Source organism: Lysinibacillus sp. GW247-5R2A (assembly GCF_059424475.1).
In genome coordinates, this window is record NZ_JBWKZL010000011.1 from 35,652 (window position 1) to 56,144 (window position 20,493).

26 protein-coding genes are annotated in these 20,493 nt (G+C 38.1%); 9 read left to right on the forward strand and 17 right to left on the reverse strand.

Going from position 1 to position 20,493, the window contains the following annotated elements; genetic code table 11:
* Nucleotides 1-132 precede the first annotated feature (132 nt).
* Together AC07YC_RS16685 and AC07YC_RS16690 are read right to left on the reverse strand one after the other, a co-directional pair.
* Complete coding sequence (locus AC07YC_RS16685) at nucleotides 133-1,110, reverse strand: thymidylate synthase (RefSeq protein ID WP_494919912.1); 978 nt, start codon at nucleotides 1,108-1,110, stop codon at nucleotides 133-135.
* 81 nt (nucleotides 1,111-1,191) lie between these two features.
* Nucleotides 1,192-2,112 carry a hypothetical protein gene (locus AC07YC_RS16690; protein WP_336634790.1) on the reverse strand — a complete coding sequence of 307 codons (921 nt, stop codon included), beginning with the start codon at nucleotides 2,110-2,112 and terminating at the stop codon, nucleotides 1,192-1,194.
* 189 nt (nucleotides 2,113-2,301) lie between these two features.
* Here AC07YC_RS16690 and AC07YC_RS16695 point away from each other — a divergent pair, with 189 nt between their 5' ends.
* The 3 genes from AC07YC_RS16695 (at nucleotide 2,302) to AC07YC_RS16705 (ending at nucleotide 5,529) form a co-directional block, all read left to right on the forward strand.
* Entirely contained in the window at nucleotides 2,302-4,500 is a 2,199-nt protein-coding gene (locus AC07YC_RS16695; RefSeq protein WP_494919913.1) for an ATP-binding protein, read from the forward strand.
* The gene (locus AC07YC_RS16700) at nucleotides 4,475-5,101 is read left to right on the forward strand and encodes a response regulator (RefSeq protein ID WP_336634792.1); all 627 of its coding nucleotides are present in this window, start codon (nucleotides 4,475-4,477) and stop codon (nucleotides 5,099-5,101) included. The genes AC07YC_RS16695 and AC07YC_RS16700 overlap by 26 nt, the downstream gene beginning before the upstream one ends.
* Nucleotides 5,102-5,328: 227 nt before the next feature.
* Nucleotides 5,329-5,529 (forward strand): cold-shock protein, encoded by a 201-nt coding sequence (locus AC07YC_RS16705; protein ID WP_053485982.1) that lies wholly within the window; start codon nucleotides 5,329-5,331, stop codon nucleotides 5,527-5,529.
* 222 nt (nucleotides 5,530-5,751) lie between these two features.
* Here the strand turns inward: AC07YC_RS16705 and AC07YC_RS16710 are convergent, their stop codons facing one another.
* From AC07YC_RS16710 to AC07YC_RS16720, 3 genes are all read right to left on the reverse strand, one after another.
* Nucleotides 5,752-5,934, reverse strand: a complete 183-nt coding sequence (locus AC07YC_RS16710; RefSeq protein WP_494919914.1) for a hypothetical protein — start codon at nucleotides 5,932-5,934, stop codon at nucleotides 5,752-5,754.
* A 173-nt stretch (nucleotides 5,935-6,107) separates the two neighbouring features.
* Nucleotides 6,108-7,277, reverse strand: coding sequence for a c-type cytochrome biogenesis protein CcsB (gene ccsB / locus AC07YC_RS16715; protein WP_494919915.1), 1,170 nt, complete (start codon nucleotides 7,275-7,277; stop codon nucleotides 6,108-6,110).
* A gap of 95 nt (nucleotides 7,278-7,372) precedes the next feature.
* Nucleotides 7,373-8,125, reverse strand: a complete 753-nt coding sequence (locus AC07YC_RS16720; RefSeq protein WP_494919916.1) for a CPBP family intramembrane glutamic endopeptidase — start codon at nucleotides 8,123-8,125, stop codon at nucleotides 7,373-7,375.
* Between the two features lie 191 nt (nucleotides 8,126-8,316).
* Here AC07YC_RS16720 and AC07YC_RS16725 point away from each other — a divergent pair, with 191 nt between their 5' ends.
* Nucleotides 8,317-9,054 (forward strand): class I SAM-dependent methyltransferase, encoded by a 738-nt coding sequence (locus tag AC07YC_RS16725; RefSeq protein WP_494919917.1) that lies wholly within the window; start codon nucleotides 8,317-8,319, stop codon nucleotides 9,052-9,054.
* A gap of 17 nt (nucleotides 9,055-9,071) precedes the next feature.
* Here AC07YC_RS16725 and AC07YC_RS16730 read toward each other — a convergent pair whose 3' ends face one another.
* From AC07YC_RS16730 to AC07YC_RS16740, 3 genes are read right to left on the reverse strand one after another with little or no spacing between them, the layout of a single operon-like run.
* The gene (locus AC07YC_RS16730; protein WP_494919918.1) at nucleotides 9,072-9,500 is read right to left on the reverse strand and encodes a GNAT family N-acetyltransferase; all 429 of its coding nucleotides are present in this window, start codon (nucleotides 9,498-9,500) and stop codon (nucleotides 9,072-9,074) included.
* A complete protein-coding gene (locus AC07YC_RS16735; protein ID WP_494919919.1) occupies nucleotides 9,497-9,985 on the reverse strand; it encodes a GNAT family N-acetyltransferase in 489 nt (162 codons plus the stop codon). The genes AC07YC_RS16730 and AC07YC_RS16735 overlap by 4 nt, the downstream gene beginning before the upstream one ends.
* The gene (locus AC07YC_RS16740) at nucleotides 9,985-10,569 is read right to left on the reverse strand and encodes an SMI1/KNR4 family protein (protein WP_494919920.1); all 585 of its coding nucleotides are present in this window, start codon (nucleotides 10,567-10,569) and stop codon (nucleotides 9,985-9,987) included. Before AC07YC_RS16740 ends, AC07YC_RS16735 begins: the two co-directional genes overlap by 1 nt.
* A 179-nt stretch (nucleotides 10,570-10,748) precedes the next feature.
* On the opposite strand from AC07YC_RS16740, the gene AC07YC_RS16745 reads away from it, so the two are divergent.
* Complete coding sequence (locus AC07YC_RS16745) at nucleotides 10,749-11,303, forward strand: GNAT family N-acetyltransferase (protein ID WP_494919921.1); 555 nt, start codon at nucleotides 10,749-10,751, stop codon at nucleotides 11,301-11,303.
* Between the two features lie 163 nt (nucleotides 11,304-11,466).
* Here the strand turns inward: AC07YC_RS16745 and AC07YC_RS16750 are convergent, their stop codons facing one another.
* Nucleotides 11,467-12,024 carry a histidine phosphatase family protein gene (locus tag AC07YC_RS16750; protein WP_494919922.1) on the reverse strand — a complete coding sequence of 186 codons (558 nt, stop codon included), beginning with the start codon at nucleotides 12,022-12,024 and terminating at the stop codon, nucleotides 11,467-11,469.
* Between the two features lie 891 nt (nucleotides 12,025-12,915).
* Here AC07YC_RS16750 and AC07YC_RS16755 point away from each other — a divergent pair.
* Both AC07YC_RS16755 and AC07YC_RS16760 read left to right on the forward strand, forming a co-directional pair.
* Entirely contained in the window at nucleotides 12,916-13,086 is a 171-nt protein-coding gene (locus AC07YC_RS16755) for an aspartyl-phosphate phosphatase Spo0E family protein (RefSeq protein ID WP_025117185.1), read from the forward strand.
* 160 nt (nucleotides 13,087-13,246) lie between these two features.
* Entirely contained in the window at nucleotides 13,247-13,717 is a 471-nt protein-coding gene (locus AC07YC_RS16760) for a hypothetical protein (RefSeq protein WP_336634801.1), read from the forward strand.
* 108 nt (nucleotides 13,718-13,825) lie between these two features.
* Here the strand turns inward: AC07YC_RS16760 and thrS are convergent, their stop codons facing one another.
* The 8 genes from thrS to AC07YC_RS16800 all read right to left on the reverse strand — a co-directional run bounded on the left by thrS (nucleotide 13,826) and on the right by AC07YC_RS16800 (nucleotide 19,834).
* The gene (thrS, locus tag AC07YC_RS16765; protein WP_494919923.1) at nucleotides 13,826-15,739 is read right to left on the reverse strand and encodes a threonine--tRNA ligase; all 1,914 of its coding nucleotides are present in this window, start codon (nucleotides 15,737-15,739) and stop codon (nucleotides 13,826-13,828) included.
* A 599-nt stretch (nucleotides 15,740-16,338) separates the two neighbouring features.
* Nucleotides 16,339-16,695 carry a hypothetical protein gene (locus AC07YC_RS16770; protein WP_336634803.1) on the reverse strand — a complete coding sequence of 119 codons (357 nt, stop codon included), beginning with the start codon at nucleotides 16,693-16,695 and terminating at the stop codon, nucleotides 16,339-16,341.
* 12 nt (nucleotides 16,696-16,707) lie between these two features.
* Nucleotides 16,708-17,298 (reverse strand): hypothetical protein, encoded by a 591-nt coding sequence (locus AC07YC_RS16775; RefSeq protein WP_494919924.1) that lies wholly within the window; start codon nucleotides 17,296-17,298, stop codon nucleotides 16,708-16,710.
* 133 nt (nucleotides 17,299-17,431) lie between these two features.
* Nucleotides 17,432-17,941, reverse strand: a complete 510-nt coding sequence (locus AC07YC_RS16780; protein ID WP_258268586.1) for a hypothetical protein — start codon at nucleotides 17,939-17,941, stop codon at nucleotides 17,432-17,434.
* 134 nt (nucleotides 17,942-18,075) lie between these two features.
* Complete coding sequence (locus tag AC07YC_RS16785) at nucleotides 18,076-18,540, reverse strand: hypothetical protein (protein ID WP_336634805.1); 465 nt, start codon at nucleotides 18,538-18,540, stop codon at nucleotides 18,076-18,078.
* A 51-nt stretch (nucleotides 18,541-18,591) separates the two neighbouring features.
* Nucleotides 18,592-19,074 carry a GNAT family N-acetyltransferase gene (locus tag AC07YC_RS16790; RefSeq protein ID WP_336634806.1) on the reverse strand — a complete coding sequence of 161 codons (483 nt, stop codon included), beginning with the start codon at nucleotides 19,072-19,074 and terminating at the stop codon, nucleotides 18,592-18,594.
* Between the two features lie 14 nt (nucleotides 19,075-19,088).
* Nucleotides 19,089-19,436: a DUF3147 family protein gene (locus AC07YC_RS16795; RefSeq protein ID WP_090001629.1), complete on the reverse strand. Its 348-nt coding sequence runs from the start codon at nucleotides 19,434-19,436 to the stop codon at nucleotides 19,089-19,091.
* Complete coding sequence (locus AC07YC_RS16800; RefSeq protein WP_025117176.1) at nucleotides 19,436-19,834, reverse strand: MarR family winged helix-turn-helix transcriptional regulator; 399 nt, start codon at nucleotides 19,832-19,834, stop codon at nucleotides 19,436-19,438. Before AC07YC_RS16800 ends, AC07YC_RS16795 begins: the two co-directional genes overlap by 1 nt.
* Here AC07YC_RS16800 and AC07YC_RS16805 point away from each other — a divergent pair.
* Nucleotides 19,833-20,000: a hypothetical protein gene (locus AC07YC_RS16805; protein WP_494919925.1), complete on the forward strand. Its 168-nt coding sequence runs from the start codon at nucleotides 19,833-19,835 to the stop codon at nucleotides 19,998-20,000. The two genes, AC07YC_RS16800 and AC07YC_RS16805, sit on opposite strands and share 2 nt — an antisense overlap.
* 133 nt (nucleotides 20,001-20,133) lie before the next feature.
* Nucleotides 20,134-20,469, forward strand: coding sequence for a hypothetical protein (locus tag AC07YC_RS16810; protein WP_336634807.1), 336 nt, complete (start codon nucleotides 20,134-20,136; stop codon nucleotides 20,467-20,469).
* Nucleotides 20,470-20,493 lie beyond the last annotated feature (24 nt).

The following is a 20,493-nucleotide window of genomic DNA, read 5'->3' on the forward strand; positions in this document are numbered from 1 at the left end:
AACAATCCCACAATTACTATAATCAACTTCCTAGCTATCAGTCATCCAACTACTAGCCTATTTAGTAAAACATATATTTTGACCTAGTTATAGCTCCCAAAAAAACAGCAACCAAAATGGCTGCTGCTAATGTTAGACGGCTATCGGAGCTTTAATAGCGGGATGCGGATCATACCCCTCAATTGATAAATCCTCAAGCTCTATATCAAAAATCGATGCTTTATTTGGATTGATGTGTAACGTTGGTAGTTCCTTTGGCTCCCGAGCAAGCTGTTCTTTTACTTGTTCCACATGGTTCGCATAAATATGCGCATCCCCAATGCTATGAATAAATTCGCCTACCTCTAATCCACACTCATGTGCAATCAAATGTGTTAACAATGCGTACGAAGCGATATTAAAAGGACAGCCTAATAATGTGTCCAAGCTTCTTTGCATGAGCTGACAGCTTAATTTGCCATTAGATACATAAAATTGGAACATAACATGACATGGTGGCAATGCAGCTTTACTGCCCTTCGCACCTGCATTGATAACATCCTCAGGGTTCCACGCATTGACGATAATACGGCGTGAATCGGGATTATGCTTGATTTGATGAATGACATCCTGCAACTGGTCGATACTTTCCCCAGTAGAAGTTGTCCAATGCCGCCATTGCTTGCCATAGACATTGCCAAGCTCTCCGTATTTTTGAGCAAAGTCATCATCTGCTAAGACACGCTCACAAAATGAGGCTAACTCTTGCTGATACAATGTATTAAATGCGTCATCCACTAAACAACGTCGACCAAAATCCGTCATATCTGGTCCTGTATAGTCATCTGATTCAACCCATTTTTTAAATGCCCATTCATCCCAAATATGATTATTATGTTGCAATAGATAACGGATATTCGTATCCCCTTTAATGAACCATAATAATTCGCTCGCGACAAGCTTAAAAGGTACGCGCTTTGTCGTTAAAAGAGGAAATCCTTTACTTAAATCAAAACGCATTTGATAACCAAAGACGCTATATGTACCCGTCCCAGTTCGATCCTCTTTTTTCGTGCCATTTTCGACTATATGTTGTAGTAAATTTAAGTACGCCATTTCTGGATGCGTCATTTTTCTTCAACAGCTCCTTCCAGTTTGCTGTTGACCATTATACCATTTCATCACGTATTTTCGTATGATGAAATTATTTCATTAGAATCCAGAATGAGAAGAAGTGTTCTTCAGCTCTCTTGAAATTTCACTCTCTGTTGTGACAAAAAAGGTAGGAAGCAAGATGATATTTAATAAAACAGGTCCAACAATAACTAATAAATCGATGCCAGGACTAAAATAAAGACCGAATGCCGTAATCAAGCCCGAAAGTACAAGGAATACAATTTGCGCAACAATAATCATGATTGGCAATGATTGGTACATGTAATTTAGTTTACGGAACTGATGTAAATTGGCTGGGTTGTTGATGACTTTCTTTTTTAAGCGTCTTGATAAAATAAAACAAGCTAGCAATTGCACTACCATAAAACTAAAATAGATGATCGCGTAAAGAATAAATGGACGTTTCTGAATCGACCCATCAAAATGACCTACTCTTTGGTTCAATAAATCATTAACGGCTCCTTCATATACATATTGACGTTCACTTAAAAAAGTAAATGGCTCCATAAAACCGAGCGCTGTCCAATCCTTTGTGTTCACCGTCCAATTCGATAACTTACTCGCTAAAATTTTCAATTGAATCGGATCTTGCTCTCCAAACATCCCTACCAAAATACTATAGGGAATGGCAACTTTTAGCTGCCCATCTTGCTTTTCTTGGAATAAATCCTGAATGTAAAAAGTATAGGAAACATCCGATTTATTCGTGTCGTAACGAGCTTCTTCAATTTCCCAATGACTGGCTAAAGATGCTTGTATGCCATTTCTCATCTCCGTATAGGGTATATCTTTATGTAATCTCTTTGGAATTTTATAAACAAAATGGTTATCACTACCAATTAGACAAATTTCAACCTCGACTTTATCTTCATGAACCATTTTAGCCTTCGTGGTCAATGGGATCGTAATCAAAGCGATTAAGAAAAAAAGAATTAGTGTTAAAACGACTTTTTTCACGTCATCGTCCCCCTTTTCGTCATAATTATTAAACTTACACTATCATAGCCATGTCCGAAAAAACTATTTCGTCATTCCGAAAACGCAATAGTGGTTTTCCGAAAGCCTCTATTTCGGTATTCCAAATTTATCAATAATTAGCGATAATATATAGGAGTTTATTATCATCTAGCAAACAGAGGTTTCAAAATGAAAAAATGGACATATTGTATTTTTCTTACCTATTTAATGCTTGGCATCTACGTATTAGCGATTGCCATAAAAACACCGTTTATTAGTCTCACCCTTGATACAACAAATGGGCAAGCAGCTATTTTGGATAGCTATTACACTTCATGGGCTCATCAAAAAAATATCGAACGGGGTGATATTGTACTAGCTATTGATGGGCAGCCAGCTTTGGAAAATCGCTCTGTGCGATTATTCTCACTGATTAGAAGTGCTAAACAATTAACTATCCAAAAGGCTGATGGGACCATTCAAACAATTGATGTGAAGCATATTGATATGCCAGAAGAATTATATTTGCAAATTCTATTCCCGATCTTTTACTTTCTTTTAGCATTCGGTGTGGCCATTTATTTATGGCGACGCAATAAGGATAACCCTCCGACATTTTTATTGACTTTATTTTTGTTAACCTGTTCGTTGGCCTATATTAGTACAGGGGCATCGGCAAGGGGCAATCTTATTGGCCAGATTGTGATTGGCATATGTATTATTTTATGCATGGTGCTGTTCATTCATTTTTTACAGCACTTTTTCCGTTACCTTCAAATTAAATGGACTTATATGGACAGCAAATGGCTTTATTTTTCATCACTGATCATCCCAGGTTGCTACTTCCTGGAAGTTTTTAAACCTTCATTTCGAGAGATTACGCCTCTCCTGAACTTAGGTATATTCGCCATCCTTGTGCTATATGCTATTTATATTTTATTAACTAGTTATTTACGGACAAAAATGGCTAAAATTCGGTTGATTGCCATTGCCTTTATCATTCCATTTTTGCCATTCCTGATTTTTTTTGTGACACCTGAAATTTTAGGTCATAAGCCGTTATTACATGCTGATATTGCCGCGTTATTTTTATTATTTATACCTTTTTCATTTCTGTTCATCCAAGTGAATGAACGATTATTTGATATTGAATACCAATTATCACGATTACGTTATTATTCAACGCTAGCGTTTTTCAGTGCCCTTCTACTGACTACTGGCATCGCCCTTTTGTTTATGGGTCAATTATCTATTGTCCATGTTACAAGTATTTTTTTACTAGTATTCATGGTGATAATGGCTAGTTTTTACATTAAGGAACGTATTGATTTTAAGTATCGAAAAATAATTTTTTCTTCTACTGGAAATTATGTACATAATTTATATGGCGCCGTGCAACGTATGGGTAAGGCTAAAAATCAACACGAATTACTGGAACGCTTTAAGTATGAAATTACTGAAAAGTTAGGCACGACAGCCTTTCTTATCAGTACAGTCACAGAGGATACACCAGCTCCCCTGCTCGGAAGCCACTACACAAAATTGCTGCTGCATGATGCAGGTGACGAAAAAATAATGTTAGAAATAAAGCATACGCTGCAAAAGGAAGAATTATTATGGCTAGAGCTACTCGCACTGTATGTTTCAATGTCTATTAATAATTTACAGCAAATTGAAGATTTAGTACTCGAAGTTCAACATATGAAAAACACCAGTGATACACCGCTTCCTTGGCTTGATAAATTATTATGGAATATTATTGAGAAGGAAAAGAGTATTTTAGCACAGGAACTACACGATACAATTTTGCAGGAGCAGCTACATTTAGCAAGAGAACTTGATGTCCTAGCTGGCACCCCTATTATTCAAAAGGACACCATATTGGATATTCGTGAACAGCTCCTGAATGCCACAAAGGATTTACGAGAGTATTGTGAGAATTTAAGTCCACCATTACTGGATACTTTCGGCTTACAAATAGCCCTTAAAAAATTAATACAAAAGGTAAAAATACGGGCAGACTTTTTAGTAAGCTCTCAAATTGAACGAGTGGAATTTCACGATGCCACGCTCCATCTAGTCGTCTATCGCCTAGTACAGGAGCTATTAAATAATGCGATTAAACACGCTAATGCTACAGAAGTTTCACTAACTCTACGAGCGATACCTCGAGGCTTTATTCTACAATATGATGATAATGGGGTAGGCTGTGATATTGAGGATTTAATTCAGTCCTCAGCTTCCATGGGCATTAATGGAATTCGTGAGCGTGTCCGTGCCTTTAACGGGGACATCACCATCCAATCTAGCATCAATGAAGGCATGCATATTTTTATTCAAATACAAGAGGACGGGGATTCATATGATGAACATACTTATTATAGATGACCATCCTGTCGTTTTAGATGGTACAAAAACATTGTTACAGGATTTAGTCAATGTCCAGATTGAAACAGAGCAGGATAGTGCAGCAGTTTTACTAAGAATGGATACAGAAGCCTTTCAGTTATTTCTTATTGATATTAATATGAAACCGATCAACGGTATCCAGCTATCGGAAATGATCAAGAAAAAACAACCTGAGTCCCTCATTATTCTCTATACAGGCTACGAGCTTGCCGATTATTATGAGCTATTAATTGAGAAAAAGATTGATGGCTTATTATCAAAACTAGCAACAAAAGAGCAAGTCATCCAAACGATTCAAGCAGCCCTACGTGGCGAAATATTACTGGCAGCTGACTTTTTAGATTTTGTCCAGCAACGATCCAATTTGCCGAATACCCAGCAGGAAGTATTACTCAGCGATAAAGAACAGGAAATTTTACAGCTCGTCGCTCAAGGCTGTACAAATAAAGCCATTGCGTCTGCTATCGGTGTGACCCAAAGAACCGTAGAGAATTATTTATCGAAACTATTCGTTAAATTAAACGTTGAATCTCGTGCAGAGGCAGTTATTGTAGCGAAGGAAAAGGCTTGGATTGACTAATTCTAGAAGTCCGTTTCATTACTAATTGATGACAATTGTAAATTTTTCCTTACTAAAAACGGAATTTACTGGATATACAAACAATTCTGTACTATAATAAAGCTAATAATTACATTACTTCATTGCTACGATTAAAAACCTGTATTCAAAGGTAATACGGCTTTTGAACACGCTTTTTATATGTATTGAAGAAATTGATTGTTGAATTTTTTTGGGAGGGTGTTTACATGACACAAGGGACAGTAAAATGGTTTAACGCAGAAAAAGGTTTTGGCTTCATCGCAGTTGAAGGTGGCAATGATGTATTCGTACATTTCTCAGCGATCCAAACAGATGGCTTCAAAACTTTAGACGAGGGCCAAAAAGTTGAATTCGGCGTAGAAGAAGGCAACCGCGGACCTCAAGCAACGAATGTAGTGAAAATATAATATTCACCAAACATAGACGAGCAAATGAAAAAAGAGACATCCACTTTGAAGATGTCTCTTTTTTCATGTCCTTGCGCCAAGACTTATGATGGCAATATACAACGGATATCCCCCAAGCATGACCAACAGAATAAGCCCTTGCATAGGTACTGGCATATCTCCTCGATCGGAAATGGGAAATAAATAGGTAAAAGCCATTGTGAAAATCACAGTATACGGTAATCATAAAATCATTGTTGCATAAATCCAGCGATGATGCCCAAGCCATCTAGCGGCGAGCTTATATAAAAATATCGTCGCTACGCTAAGGCCTACTAATTGAACAAGAAGCAAGAAAAGATCCAAATTATCCGCTGTCCAGCCTGTAAGTCGTAGTAATCGATAATAATGGAGTTGCAATGCCATACATATAAAGAAAATCAAACCGTACAGCAGACTAACCATATTCAATTTTAGAAAAAAGGGCATGGTCATCGAGTTTTTCCTTTCATCGTATGGCTTCGCTTGAACCGGTTCAAGGTGTCCTTTCTATTTAAATGCGTTACTCCTTCTGCATCTAATGAATGGGTCCAGAGTCCCTACGCATAAGAATGCAAGCCTGCAATCACTAGATTAACAAACACCTGATTAAACACAATGATACCAAAGCCAATGATGGCAAGCCAGGCTGTTTTCTCCCCTTCCCAGCCTTTGGATAAGCGGAAATGGAGAAAGGCTGCGTAGAATAAAAACGTAATGAGGGCCCAGACCTCTTTAGGGTCCCATCCCCAATATCGGCTCCAAGCTATTTGTGCCCAAATCATGGCAAATAACAGCCCACCTAATGCAAATAGTGGGAAGCCAATGACAACTGCTCGATAGGAGATTTCATCCATTAATTGTGGCTGAACGCGACTTGTCCATGGCTTTAATATGGCACTCACCGATTTCCTTGTAACCAAACGAATGGCAACATAGAAAAGCGTACCCATCATAAAGGCCCAGACAATCGAATTTAACTTTTTAGCATCTATTTTATTTGTTATTTCGATTAAACCAGCTGCCTCACCATTTTCTGTGACTGCTCCTTTATTCACGATTAAGGGTTTCATGGAATAGACTGCTTTTTCTGATTGACCTTGCGCATTCTCAAATTGTACTTGTAGGTCATCCGCTGTTAGGCTGAAAAAAGTCGAAATGCCGATAAATCCAATGACGACGACCAAGCAATACAAGACGAATTCTAACGAATATGTACGGATGGATTTTTTGGTAACATCCAATGTTCTTAATAAAAATATTAATCCAGTGGCAAAGGACACTGATAGAATCGCACTGGAAAAAGCGACGGTCATCACATGTATCGTTAACCAGTGACTCTGCAAGGAAGGTACAAGTGGTGACACTTCTTTCGCGAAAACGCTTCCATAGCCAAGAATGATTAAGGACACAGGAATTGTAAATAAGCCCACTACGAGTTGCTTGTATAAAAAATGGATGATGAGATAACTCGCTGTAAGCATGATGCCAAAGAACGTCATAAATTCATACATATTGCTGACGGGTGCATGATCTACAGCTACCCATCTCATCACAAAATAAACGAGCTGCAGGACAAAGGCTGCATAAGTAAGGAGTATACCTAGCTTGCCAAACATCCTACCTTTCGATTTGACAGCAAGCCCTAATGGCACAATCGCAATCAGTAGTAGAATGAAGGCAATAAATAAGGCATTGCTACTAAAGGATAATAAGGTTTCTTGATTCAACTAAATCCCTCCAACGTCTTTTATTACGGAATTTGCTTCCAAATAATAAGAACGCTATAGATGACAAGAAGTGCCATATTTTCCTTTTAAATTTTTTATTTTTTAAAAATTGTTACATTTTTATGGCAAAAAAGGAAGAGGAGCAAGATGATGACAAGACATTTGACGATCTCTTGATTATCTGGTGAAACGGTCATACGCTGTCCATCCCCTAAGTAAAAGACATTCATCATTCCATGAAAAATAGCAACCGGCACAATAGATTGACCTACTTCTCGTATGATTGAAAGCACGATGGATAATCCAAAAAGGAGCAACAAATACGCAGGTATTCCTACTGCTGGCATTATATAGGTCTTATATAGTACAGCTATGGGTAGATGCCATAAAGACCACCCTACTCCAGTAAGGATAGCGGTCGGCCAAAAGCTATAGCGTTGCCGCAAATATACATGAAAATTGCCTCGCCAAACGACTTCTTCTAGTAAAGCCGAGCCTGTACTAATGGTGAGCCCTATTAGTAATAGCATACTCAGTTGAGATGGAGTGATGATGAGAAAAGATTGGTGATGCGTCAAGTAAAAATAACTATGAACTAGGAGACCTAACGAAAAAGGGATAAAAATACTGGCTAGGAGCCATGACCATTTAGGCTTTGTGAAGGAAAACGTTGATAAAATAGGTAGCTGGGTGAAAATCTTTTGAACAATAATCACTGATAGTAGTGGGATAATCATGGTAATGCCAAGAAATGCTCTACCATGCTCTAGGAAAGTCAGACAATAATGCGTCAAAACTGTGAGGCTATATATACAAAACATCGTCATGAGTAGAACATAATTTTTCATTAGTTTCCTCCTCAAAAAACAAATCAAACATTTGTTAATATATGGAATTCACTCATTATTAGATGATGGCATGCCTCTACCTACATCTTACAAAAATTTGGATTATAAGTCTATTTCTTTTTTGTATAGCATGGGAAAATAAGAGTGCGCACAAATGACATAACGTTATGTTTCACAAGGTGGAGGTTAAAATGAAACAAAATATTTATGACAACCCTGAATTTTTCCATCAATACAAGGAATTACGGCAAAGACCATCTAATTATAATCGCTTATTAGAGCAGCCTACTATGAAATCATTACTGCCCACTTTAACGGATTTAGAAATACTCGATATTGGCTGTGGCATGGGAGAATTCGCCCAATACTGTATCCAACACCACGCCAAGCATGTGACTGCTTTGGACGTTTCCAGTAATATGCTATCTATCGCTCAGTCAGAAAATGCACATCCACAAATTGATTATCAGCTTCAAGCAATTGAGGATTACGAAGCATGCGCCAATCGTTTTGATTGTATAACAAGCTCACTTTCGCTTCATTATGTAAAAAATTTTGAAGTAGTCATTGGACAAATTGCCGAAATGCTACGTCCAGACGGCGTTTTTATTTTCTCCGTGGAGCATCCGATTGCTACTGCTCGCCGAACGACGGAGGATAATTGGATTTATGATGAACAAGGTAAACGACTACACTATGCAATGGATGATTACCAAGAAGAGGGCATACGACAGCAAACATGGCTGGTAGACGGAGTAGTCAAATATCATCGCACTATTGCTACAATCATCAATACATTAATCGACCATGGCTTATCGATCGACAAAATGGTTGAACCTCTTCCAAGCGAGGAAGCTATTCAACAGCTTCCTTCTATTAAAAATGAACTTCGCCGACCATCCTTTTTATTTGTAAAAGCAAAAAAATAAAGGCAAGCCTCACCCTACTACAGTGGTGAGGCTATTTTTACATAAATAATTTCTGGGTCACCGTCATCCAGATTATGAATAACGCCGCTTTTGACAAACCCTAAGGTTTGAAATACATGTTGCATACTTGTGTTTGATTGATTTGTGGAGGAAAAAATCTTCAACGTTTTGCTTGTTTTTACATATGCATTTATTAAAGCAGAGGCGATGCCCTTTCTTCGCGCTGATGGCTTAACAATGACTAAGGAAATAAAGTCATAGCCAAAAAAGTCCTTAGTAGAAATTAAGAATCCCGTAATATCATCAGCAAAATGGTGAAGCAGACAACGTTTCTCCTCGATGGCTTGCTGAATTTCCTCACTTCTGGATGCGTTTCCAATCACCTCTTGATCGATTGCACATAGTGTCTGTAAATGCTCCAATCCTGCCACTTTTATATTGCTCAAATGTCCACATCCTTCATATAATAACTCATTACCTTTAGTTCTTCACCAAACCCTGTCGCCTGTTTCCCCTCATCTACAAACCCACATTTTATATAGAGTGCCTGTGCCGATACATTTGGGATATTTACGCCTAATACTAGCTCATTCATCAATGGAAAATGCTGACGAACAAAGTCTGGTAACAATTGGAGAGCTGCCTTTGCATAGCCTTTGCCCTGCTCATGATAATCGGTCGAAAATGAGCGAATTAGTATTGCCCGTTCATTCGAGGAATAAGGCTTCACCCCTTCTTTTTCATGTAACACAAAAAAGGTTACGAGCTTGTCTCCATCTAAAGCTAAAACAGCATGTCTACTGTCATCCTCCTTAGCAAGTTCAATGCTATCCTTTGGCGACTTTGTATAGCGAAGCTGCTCCTCTGTAATGGTATATTGATCTACTAACGATTGAGCCTCGTCCTCATAAAACTTCAATGTCAGAGCCATCAAAACTCCTCCTCGTAAAGTGCTGTAAACTCATATTCCCCCTCAACAAGCTGTTGTAAATATTCATCAAATGAAGAGGCGATGACCTCAAAGCTATCCGGATCATGGACATATCGAACCACTTGTCCCATTTGCCCCCCCTCAGCTGGCGAAAAATCAAGATACAAACTGGATGTTCCTCCATTATTCATGCAATCTGCAAAGCATAATCGTTCATTCAACGGTACATGCATATTGACCCTTTTATCTATGTCCACATACTCTAAAAAGTCCTGATAACGCTCAAAAATTGTTTCGCGCTGATGTTGAGCATCTGCTAGGATTTGCTCAACTGCCTTTAAATAATACGGATAATCCCCCAAATCGGAACCTAGTACAAGCACACTAATCGTTTCTTCTCCATGCTTACAATGGTAAGTACCGTTGACATCCTGAAGTAGTTCAATGAAGGATTGCGGACTTTGTGGAAATATTTCTAGTAAGCTTTCAATTTGTGCATCTGTGGCACCATTTGCTTTCTGTAATTGTTGTTGCTCCTCTTGCGGTAAATATTGTAGTAAATTCTTAAAATAGGCTGTATGCACGGCTATTCCTTCCTCTCTTAAAAAATATTCCCCGAAATGGGTAGACATGGTACAATTTATGCATTCAAACTAAAGGAGTTGTGCCTATGAGTGCGAAAAAGGCAGTAGACGTTAGAGCTTTGCTATCAATCTAGGGGTTGTAACGATACTTGCAACCCTTATTAAAGGGAGAATCATACATGGATCATTATTTACAAACATTTTTAACGGGTCAATCCATTACTTTACAGCAAATGGCCCCCGCTGACTTAGAATCATTTGTAGCCATTGAAAGTGAGACAAAAACTTTACTACTAGCTAATGATGAAATCCCCTTCCCCCAAACGATGGAGGACCATTCCGCGTTCTTTCGCTCTATCAGTGGAAAAAAAGATGAATTCTTCTTTGGTATTTATGAAAAAGCGACTCAGCAACTGATTGGTTCCTGTGGTGTTTTTGCTGTTAACTGGCAAAATAGCACCTGCTCTGTCGGCATTTCAATTGGACAGCAATGGCAAGGGAAAGGCTATGGCACGGATGCTATGAAAACACTTATTGAATTCATTTTCCAATACATGGCTATTCAAAAAATCAAACTGCAAGTATTCAGCTTTAATCCGGCAGCTATTCGCTCCTATGAAAAATGCGGCTTCACGAAGGAGGGCCATTTACGAAATGAAATATTCCGCTTCGGCACCTTCCATGACCTCATAGTATTTGGTTTATTACGTTCGGAATGGACCCAAGTCAAATAGTAGGTGTTCCCCAGGGAAGATACATAAATCATGTCTTCTTTGGGGTTCTTTCTTTAGAACAACTCAGACTGGATTTAACGAATTCAACCACGTTGTTCTATCCAACTGCCCCCATCATAGTCAATTACCTGGCCCCTCCCATAAGGCCATCACTAGTTGTCTATCAGCCCCTTTGCCATACTCGCTCCACCTCTAATAAAGTCAGCTTACGGAAAGATAATCGGTAGACATCAGGCATAGACAGCGTTTGCCAAAATGCATAATCATACTGTGAATCAAAGGATTGCATCATTAGCACCATTATATTGCCATGTGTACCAATAACAATGCTGTCATGGGGGTGAGAAAGAATAATAGATTGTAGGCTCTGTACAGCCCGTGTCATTGCCTGCCGATTGGACTCTCCTCCAGCCCATGCAAAACTCGGCACTTGCCAAACTCGTTGTAGCGCTTCCTGAAAATTTTCTATCGCTCCATTGGCAAGCTGTCGTTCCTTTAGTGCATCCACAATTTGAATTGGTACATCATGATACCTAGCAATACCCTGTACTGTTTGAATGGCTCTTTTATAAGGACTCGAATAGATTGCATCGATGTGTTGATCGTTAAATAAAGATGTCACTCGTTCCACATCCCTAATTCCATTTAATGATAGTGGACGATGATATTCATCCTCGGAATAATCAGCATGTGCATGTCTCACAAAATATAATTCTGTCATTCTTGGCTCCCCCACTCATCATTCGCTGCATCAAGGTAAATGAAATTACCATGCAAAATTGCAGGCTATCCCTAGCAAATATCCAAATAAACATCCCGATTAGAAAGGCTCGTTTCATTACATCAAACAAGGCAAACCACTTCAAGCTGTTGCTCAAACAATTCTATTATTGTATTCATGATTGCTATATGTAATTGCCTATCATTCATCCAAACGAATCAGCATTTACTCAACTTTTTGCCAATGTAGCAATCAAGCTAAGAAAAGATGATACGTTTCTTAGTTTAGTAAAGGTAATTCAGGCGGATGGTTCCCGTGAGGGCTACTTACCTTCACATGCTGCTAGTTTTTTTGAAAAACTAACGAACGACACAAAGTCACCTTTTCTTCCCCCTTCCATTATTCCATTAATTTCAAAAATTCTCAATAATTCTCCACACTCAATGAAATGTCCACATTTCTAAACAACATTAAAGCTAATTTGATAAAATGTGACAAGATACGTAAAGCGCCATAAATTGTTGGAAAATTCAATATCAAACAACAACTTTTTTCATAGTATAAATGGTTTAAGTAATTTCTTTTTCTCACTTAATTTTTTCTAAATCTAAACACGCAAATAACCCCAATAACTTCATCGTTAGGGTTATTATGCTTATAATTTATACAATAATTAGAAATTTTACTAAAACTTTTTAACTATTAAGAGAAAATAGTTTGTTTTTCACATAACAGGATGAAGGTCCCTATCTGTGACTAAATTACGAATTTGAATTACGATACACAATATGACATTTTTTTTAATATAAGTGATATACAATGAAAAAGTTGAATCGAGGTCATAGAAAATTAATTTTATGAATAAGGAAAAAAAATTAGGAGGAAAATATCTTGGTAAACTTATTGCTTAAACAATTCTTGAAGGCGGAAATTGAGATCAAACGTAGAATTATGTATAAAAAAGCAAAGGATCTTGGTTTCACTCATCCGGCTGTAGTAGATTACAGTCAAGAATTGGATGTCCTACTAAATAGATATTTAAAACAAGCACAAGCTTCCTAATCATAACGAGGCATATAATAGAAGAAAGTATAGATATGGGTAAAGCCAGACCTACATTCTGGCTGGTTTTATCTTTGCATTCGGCTAGCCAACCTCTACATGTATAGATCCCAATAAAGTAGGCGATGTTTTTGTTAAGAAGACATTTGGAGGTTGAATAATGCATGTATTCATCTTAACTTTTATGGTTGTTTCCAAAATATTATTGCCACCCCAACATTCAGTAGACCATACGGCACCCACACTTTGCACACCAACTGAAATAAATACACTATATCAATATCCAAACAACCAATTTCAATCGTTTCGTGATGAGGACGAATTTTATCAGCAACTTAATCGTACAATTTACGAGGAATATCCCCATGCTTCATGGAATATTCGGCAAAAAATGGCCTTTAGAGATATAGCAGAGGCGACAGAAAATTTTTATTTACAAACTAATAGTAAACAAGAAGCAATAGACCTCTCTCAACATACTTTTGTTCATCCCAATCGACAAGTTTATTTTTTAGCATCTTTTCAGCACAATACCGATGAGACCTATCGAAAATTTCTAGTCATCGACGCTGAAACACAATCAGTATTACTTGGTCAATCCCAATTCCAAGAGAGGACCAAGGACCTTTAATTCATTGTATGCATCGCATCTAGATTCTAGTAGTCATTTCAAAAAAATAGAAATTTTTTTTTAAAAAGCTTGCCTTGAATAGTAGATCTATTCAAAGCAAGCTTTCTTTTATAAGCTCTTTTGTTTGATGGCGTCTGTCATTTCTTCTATTAATTGTGATACCGAATATTCAACAGTGGCTTGTTGTCCATGTCTACGGACAGACACATTTTGATTGGCAGTCTCCCGATCCCCAATAACAAGGATATACGGTATTTTATGCAATTGTGCCTCCCGAATCTTTTTACCAAGCTTTTCCTGACGATCGTCAAGTTGCACCCGAATTTGTTCGTGTTGTAGGGCTTTTACTACTTGCTGGGCATAGTCCTGATGTGCATCCGCCACTGCAATGACTTGCACTTGTTGTGGTGCAAGCCAAATGGGGAATGCCCCTCCAAAATGCTCAATGAGAATACCTAGGAAACGATCAATGGAGCCAAACACTGCCCGATGGATGACAACCGGTCGAACTTTTTCATTGTGTTCATTAATATATGTTAAATCGAATTTCTCAGGTAGCTGGAAATCGAGTTGTACTGTGGCACACTGATGACTTCGTTGGATGGCATCTTTAATATGGATGTCGATTTTCGGCCCGTAAAAAGCCCCATCTCCCTCATTAATCGTATAGTTGATGCCTAAATTTGTCAGCACATTTTCAAGCGCCTCTTCTGCCTGACCCCATAACGACAATTTCCCCATATAGTCATCTGGACGTGTCGATAATTCTACCGAATATTGGAAACCAAATACATTGTACACCTCATCTATTATTTTTAGAGCCAATGCAATTTCATCCTCAATTTGCTGCGGTGTTGCGAAAATATGTGCATCATCCTGACAAAATGACCTAACGCGTAACAATCCATTCAGCGCACCGCTAAATTCATGGCGATGCACTTGCCCGAATTCCGCCATTCGTATCGGTAAATCTCTGTAAGAATGTAGGTTATTTTTGAAGATGAGCATATGTCCAGGACAGTTCATTGGCTTTAAGGCAAAGCTTTGATCATCCACCTGTGTAAAGTACATATTGTCTTTATAGTGATCCCAATGACCTGACTGTTCCCATAAACGCTGATTCATCATTAGAGGAGTCCGTACTTCTCGATAGTCATACTTTGCTTGTAAATTTCGCAAATAAGATTCCAGCTCATTCCGTAAAATTTGACCATTTGCTAAATAAAAGGGCATTCCCGGCGCTTCCTCTGAAAACATAAACAATGACAGTTCCTTGCCCAGTTTACGATGATTTCGCTTTTCTGCTTCGTCTAAAAACACGAAGTATTGTTGTAGTTCTTCTTTCGTTGCGAAGGCAACCCCATAAATACGTTGCAGCATTTGATTGTCGCTATCGCCTCGCCAATATGCACCCGATACATGCATTAATTGGAAGTGTTGTAATTTCCCTGTAGTCGGAACATGGGAACCTCGACATAAATCATAAAATTCCCCCTGCTCATAAATTGTCACCGTTTCATCAGCTGGAATAGACTCCAACAGTTCCAGTTTTAACGCATCGTGAGCAAAAAGCTCCTTGGCTTCATTCCGAGAAACCTCTCGTCGCTTGATTTGTACATTTTCCCGCACAATTTGTTTCATCGTTTTTTCAATTTGTTGTAAATCACTTGGTGTCAATGTATCTGCAATGTCTATATCATAATAAAAGCCGTTTTCAATCACGGGTCCTACCCCAAACTGTGCATGGGGGTATAGACGTTTGACAGCCTGTGCTAATAAATGGGCCGTTGAATGACGAATAACTTCAATTCCTTCCTTAGAGCTAGCATCATACAATGTAATTTGAGCATCTTCCATAATCGGGCGCGTCAAATCAACGATGGTTCCATTGACACTCCCCGCTACGGCCTTTTTGCGAAGCTCAGGACGAATCGCTTGGGCAATTTCGGTTAGTGTCACGCCTTTTGTAAATGCTTGCTGTTGACCATCTGGAAATTGAATGTGAATAATTTGATTTGACATGTTCTCGACTCCTTTAATTTTTATCAATTTTGCTCTGGTGTCATAGAAGTTCTAATTGTGCATACAATTTGAAAAACTATGGACCTGCCATAGACATGATCCTCATTCAGCTTTAGAATGGGGAGCAAAATAAAAAAACACATATCCGCCCCTACATAGGGACGAGTATGTGTTCATTACCCGTGGTTCCACCCAAATTCCCACTAGTAAATAGACTAGTGGCTCATTGACTTTGCTATAACGTTGCAAAAGACGGTGCAAGTTTCCAAGCACAGCTCCAAGGTAGTAAGAAGGGATCACAACATTAGGAAGCTTGCAGCGAATGCCTCCCTCTCTGAAAATGGTTGATCGAATCTCTTGTCCTTATCATGGCTCATTTCATTTTTGCATGAAATTGTTAATTACTATAACGAATCCAGTTTTTTTTGTCAAACCTTGAAATAAATAAAATTGTCCGTTTCAATGACAACAGTCGTTTTGGTCGAAATTTATAACACTTACATTTATTTCAACTCACATACATAACGCGTCTTACACGATATCTCTCTAACAAATGAGACAATGAGCCCTAAAGTCCAGCATCAAATTATTATTGTCAATTAATGATTTTTTATTTCTAAAGACTCATTTTCAGATAGCCACTGCATATGAATAATGGGCTTAGCATTCCGTTTAAAAAACTTCTCACTTTCTTTTTTCGTAAAGGAATAATACCCCTCTTTATTTAACTGCACATCCATTATATTTTGGGATTCCTTTTCCCCTTCAATGGTAATTTGCAAGGGCCCTAAATCATCCTTCTCATCCAGATAATATAAGCGTAATCCTTGATCAGAATTACTATGGTAGATCGCTTTCCAATGCTCACTCTTGGCGATATAATGCACTTCTTGCTCAGGACTCTGACAGGCTGTTAGCAGAAGTAGTAGAATCATTGGCACTATCCATTTCTTCATATTTTATTCCCCCTAACAATGCATGGTGACCATCAATCCTGTTGGTTTTTCTTCAAACACATCTTTGTATTCTGTAAAAATAAAGCTGAGTCCCTGTATGTTATCTGGTAATGGCGGCGTCACTACATATTTATTACTTACATGCCCATCTGAGCCACTTGCTCCTGTATGGCGGCATTCATAATGTTGGTCTATAAATAACCCTAAATAATGGCGGTTTAATCTTTGACGAATATCTTGATAGGAATCTTCCTCATAATCCCAGTCAATCAAAAGCTGTACGACACTTGCATTTTCGTATTGGCGTACATAGGAAATCGTATAGATTCGATCTCCCACTTCCTGAGATTGTAATACCGGAATATATTGACGAAATCCAACTGGCTCGACACGCGATTGATAGTATTTTTCTGATTTAATCACACTGAAAATCATAGCTAAAAATGTGTCATCTAAACCATATTTTTGCGCCCATTGCTTCATCATTTCATCTGTTGGGCTATCTTTCGTATGAGCAGAGAGCTCTTTCCGTTGACATAAGAGCGCACATATTTGCTCATCTATTGCCAATCGTTTTTGGTGTGTGCTTGGCATTTCGTTCATCTACATTCTCCTCCATCCTATAAGTCCCTCTTCTTTCTATACGTTATTCCCCTCATTTAGTTCCATAATCAGCCTAATTTTACTTTTTAGCACTAATAAAAAAAGCTACCCCATTTGGATAGCTTTTTTCTAGTTAATTGATGACAACCTCATTATGCCAGCTAGTGGAATCTGATAATTGATATGTAATCATATTGGCCGTGACGGCAAGGATAACACCTGCTCTAGATGATCTATGGGAAATATCGGGATTTTCCAATACAAGAACTGCGTACCCTTCACCTCGCCCTTGATCATCGATTGCATTGGGTGCATGAATCTCAAAGGTTGAGTAGGACTGATTTTTTGTTGCATAAAGTAGTCTCTCCTCACGATACACACCATTCTCCTTTAGATTATAGCTAACAGGCATCCACCCATCAGACCATTCAACACTGCCAAGGATTTGACGTTTCCTACTAGCAAGTTTGCCGATAGAATACGTAAAATATATTTTCATTATCGCTTGATCTAATTCATTTTTCCCTTCTGAGGTGGCCGTTACTTCAAGCATAATTTCATTCTTCGAAAACTTTTTCATTAACACTAAAGCCACAGTGATAACACAGATAAATAGTACTATACCCATTATGATAATTGCCATTAGGTCCCTCCTAGTATCACGATTGCTATTACTATAATATTACCATGATTTAGGAGGAATTAGTGCTTTTCAGCAAACAATCTTAGGAAATGACACAGGCATAAATGATAAGACAAAATTAGCGTGTCGTCTGTCTATTGACCTTGTTGAAGTTCCGCGATTAAGGTAAAAGGTATCCGTAAATATTCATATTGAATCTTCACCTTTTTAATGTCGGCTGCTTTGACTTGAACCGCATAATGCTGTGGCTGCTTGCCAATTGCTTGTTGATCTATGTATGAACGAGGTAAAATTTTAACTTGCGTTAATTTATGAAATGACATATTGGGATTTCCCTCTAGTTTTGTTTCGACCTCAAATGGTTCAGACTTACTAATGACAAGCTCAGCACTGTCAGGAAGTTTTTCATTGGCAAGTAGTTGTGTAAGTTTAATTTCACGTAATCCTTTATTTTCAATCGCAATGATCTTGACCGCTTCATTGCCCTGCTTACTTGTGTAACTTTGAATGACAAGCGGTGGGTTACTCTTTAGATAAATCATAAATACGGCGCCCACCACAAGCACACTTAGTAATAAGGCAAATACTATTTTTTTCATATGTTCCCTCTCTTTCCGCTTTATCAGTATAACAAAAAACAACCTGACTTTTTAGAAGTCAAGCTGTTTTTGTAGTCGTAATTCATCTCGTATCGCAATGCCATCATTGCCGATAAGTGGAATGGAAGGCTTATAGGCTCTTGCCTTTTCCACCGCATTAGGCAAGATTTCGATGAAGTAATATCCCCTTTTTTGATAAAACTTTAGGGCATGTAAATTATCATTCGTTGTAATAAGTGTAATGCTTGTACAACCGTTATCCAAAGCTATTTGTTCTACTGCTTGAACAAGCGATGAACCGATACCTTTGCCTTCTTCAAGACTATCGAGAGAAATGATTTCACAGTCTTGCTTACGAATAATGTAAGTAACAAGCCCTATCATCTCTTGATGGTCATTGACAAAAGCGAAGCCCTCTAATTGACTACAGTCATAAACGCCACTTGAAATGACCATTTCTGTAGTTCCCCAATGCTCCTTAAAAAAATGAAGCACATTTTGTTGTGGTAATTGTTGAATATCAATGATGGTCATGTCTGAACTCCTCGTTAAATGGATAGATGAAAAACACCTGCAATGGCCTTTTGAATGCCTAAGAAAACTGCCCAGGAAAGAATACCTAGACCAATAGCAAAGACAATATGAATAGAGGATTTCATCGCCATGTAAATAACAAACAGCATGCACATAGTTGCCGGTAAACCTACAATGACACCAACTGTAAAGCGTTGAATATGCTCGCTCGATTCACTTTGCACCGTTAGCCAAATGATACTTAAAATACTCACTAAAGGTAATGCCGCAATAATTCCGCCATAGGAAGGAAATCTTCGGGCCACTTCTGTGACGACACCAATAATGGCTGCCGAGCTAAGAATTTTAAACAATGTATACATTATTTCGCCACCTCACTTAGACGTCGGAATGCCTGTAGGATGGCCTGTTGTTCCTGTTCTGTTAGCTGATTAAGTGCATGCTTAAGCTTTTCTTCATCTAATTCTGAGTTTTTCTTCAGTATTTGTAAGCCCTCTACTGTCAAATGAAGAATAACCTTACGTTGATCGTCACTCGCACGTTCTTTTGTCACCCAGGCATGTCGCTCTAGTTTTTTCACATGCTCTGACGCTGTATTAGGAGAAATATTTAATAACCCTGCAATATCGCGTACTGTTACCTCTTCTTCCTTTTGAATCATCTGTAAAATCCGCACACTTTGGTGAGAAATCACATCTTCATGTGTTGTATGTAGATGATAAAAGATCGTAGTAAAATACTCATTTATATTTGTAATCATGATGGTACCCCTTCTATATATCGTTGAATACGATTATATCGTAATTAACGATATATTAAAAGTACTCTCTATAAAGTTTATATTTTCAGATAGTTTACTAGAGCAAAAATGGCAAATGGAGGCGATGAGAAGAACCAACTTAGAAAGTTATGATGATTCACGTTAACAAAAATTTGCTATTTCATTTTCATAAAAATCTATTTTTTTGCACATCTTGCTAAATATCACCGATTGCTACTTGTAGACATGGAGGTTCTACAGTATTATGACTCTATTCTGAATTTAATTGAGGGCAATCTATGTTATACATTCTGTATTTTTTAATAGGCGGCACCATCATGGTGTTAGCGCTGTTACTAAGCCAATCCAACTATTTATTTCTTTCTGGTGTCATTACGGCCCTGCCGATTTTGACCTTGATTAACATGGGCATGCAAATGAAAAACATGAAAGCATCTACCTTTCATACAGTGCTACAAAACACCGTGTTCGGAGCAATCGGCATGCTATTATTTACGGTACTCGTCTTCCTTTTAACGAACTGGTTTAAGCCTGGTACTTCGGTAATGAGTGCGCTAGCAGTCTATGCTTTGTTTATGCTTTCTGGCAAATATATTTTATCGATGTTCGCCTAACAAGAAAAAGGAGCTATCTTTTGA

What these genes read in the sequence shown, in the direction of transcription:
- AC07YC_RS16790 (WP_336634806.1), bottom strand. Translation starts at nt 19,074, where the DNA reads ATGACCATCATTGATATTCAACAATTACCACAACAAAATGTGCTTCAT.
- AC07YC_RS16785 (WP_336634805.1), bottom strand. Translation starts at nt 18,540, where the DNA reads ATGAAAAAAATAGTATTTGCCTTATTACTAAGTGTGCTTGTGGTGGGC.
- AC07YC_RS16805 (WP_494919925.1), top strand. Translation starts at nt 19,833, where the DNA reads ATGATGGTACCCCTTCTATATATCGTTGAATACGATTATATCGTAATT.
- AC07YC_RS16795 (WP_090001629.1), bottom strand. Translation starts at nt 19,436, where the DNA reads ATGTATACATTGTTTAAAATTCTTAGCTCGGCAGCCATTATTGGTGTC.
- AC07YC_RS16750 (WP_494919922.1), bottom strand. Translation starts at nt 12,024, where the DNA reads ATGACAGAATTATATTTTGTGAGACATGCACATGCTGATTATTCCGAG.
- AC07YC_RS16725 (WP_494919917.1), top strand. Translation starts at nt 8,317, where the DNA reads ATGAAACAAAATATTTATGACAACCCTGAATTTTTCCATCAATACAAG.
- AC07YC_RS16810 (WP_336634807.1), top strand. Translation starts at nt 20,134, where the DNA reads ATGTTATACATTCTGTATTTTTTAATAGGCGGCACCATCATGGTGTTA.
- thrS (WP_494919923.1), bottom strand. Translation starts at nt 15,739, where the DNA reads ATGTCAAATCAAATTATTCACATTCAATTTCCAGATGGTCAACAGCAA.
- AC07YC_RS16770 (WP_336634803.1), bottom strand. Translation starts at nt 16,695, where the DNA reads ATGAAGAAATGGATAGTGCCAATGATTCTACTACTTCTGCTAACAGCC.
- AC07YC_RS16760 (WP_336634801.1), top strand. Translation starts at nt 13,247, where the DNA reads ATGCATGTATTCATCTTAACTTTTATGGTTGTTTCCAAAATATTATTG.
- AC07YC_RS16695 (WP_494919913.1), top strand. Translation starts at nt 2,302, where the DNA reads ATGAAAAAATGGACATATTGTATTTTTCTTACCTATTTAATGCTTGGC.
- AC07YC_RS16800 (WP_025117176.1), bottom strand. Translation starts at nt 19,834, where the DNA reads ATGATTACAAATATAAATGAGTATTTTACTACGATCTTTTATCATCTA.
- AC07YC_RS16745 (WP_494919921.1), top strand. Translation starts at nt 10,749, where the DNA reads ATGGATCATTATTTACAAACATTTTTAACGGGTCAATCCATTACTTTA.
- AC07YC_RS16705 (WP_053485982.1), top strand. Translation starts at nt 5,329, where the DNA reads ATGACACAAGGGACAGTAAAATGGTTTAACGCAGAAAAAGGTTTTGGC.
- AC07YC_RS16720 (WP_494919916.1), bottom strand. Translation starts at nt 8,125, where the DNA reads ATGAAAAATTATGTTCTACTCATGACGATGTTTTGTATATATAGCCTC.
- AC07YC_RS16700 (WP_336634792.1), top strand. Translation starts at nt 4,475, where the DNA reads ATGATGAACATACTTATTATAGATGACCATCCTGTCGTTTTAGATGGT.
- AC07YC_RS16775 (WP_494919924.1), bottom strand. Translation starts at nt 17,298, where the DNA reads ATGAACGAAATGCCAAGCACACACCAAAAACGATTGGCAATAGATGAG.
- AC07YC_RS16780 (WP_258268586.1), bottom strand. Translation starts at nt 17,941, where the DNA reads ATGGCAATTATCATAATGGGTATAGTACTATTTATCTGTGTTATCACT.
- AC07YC_RS16710 (WP_494919914.1), bottom strand. Translation starts at nt 5,934, where the DNA reads ATGGCATTGCAACTCCATTATTATCGATTACTACGACTTACAGGCTGG.
- AC07YC_RS16685 (WP_494919912.1), bottom strand. Translation starts at nt 1,110, where the DNA reads ATGACGCATCCAGAAATGGCGTACTTAAATTTACTACAACATATAGTC.
- AC07YC_RS16735 (WP_494919919.1), bottom strand. Translation starts at nt 9,985, where the DNA reads ATGGCTCTGACATTGAAGTTTTATGAGGACGAGGCTCAATCGTTAGTA.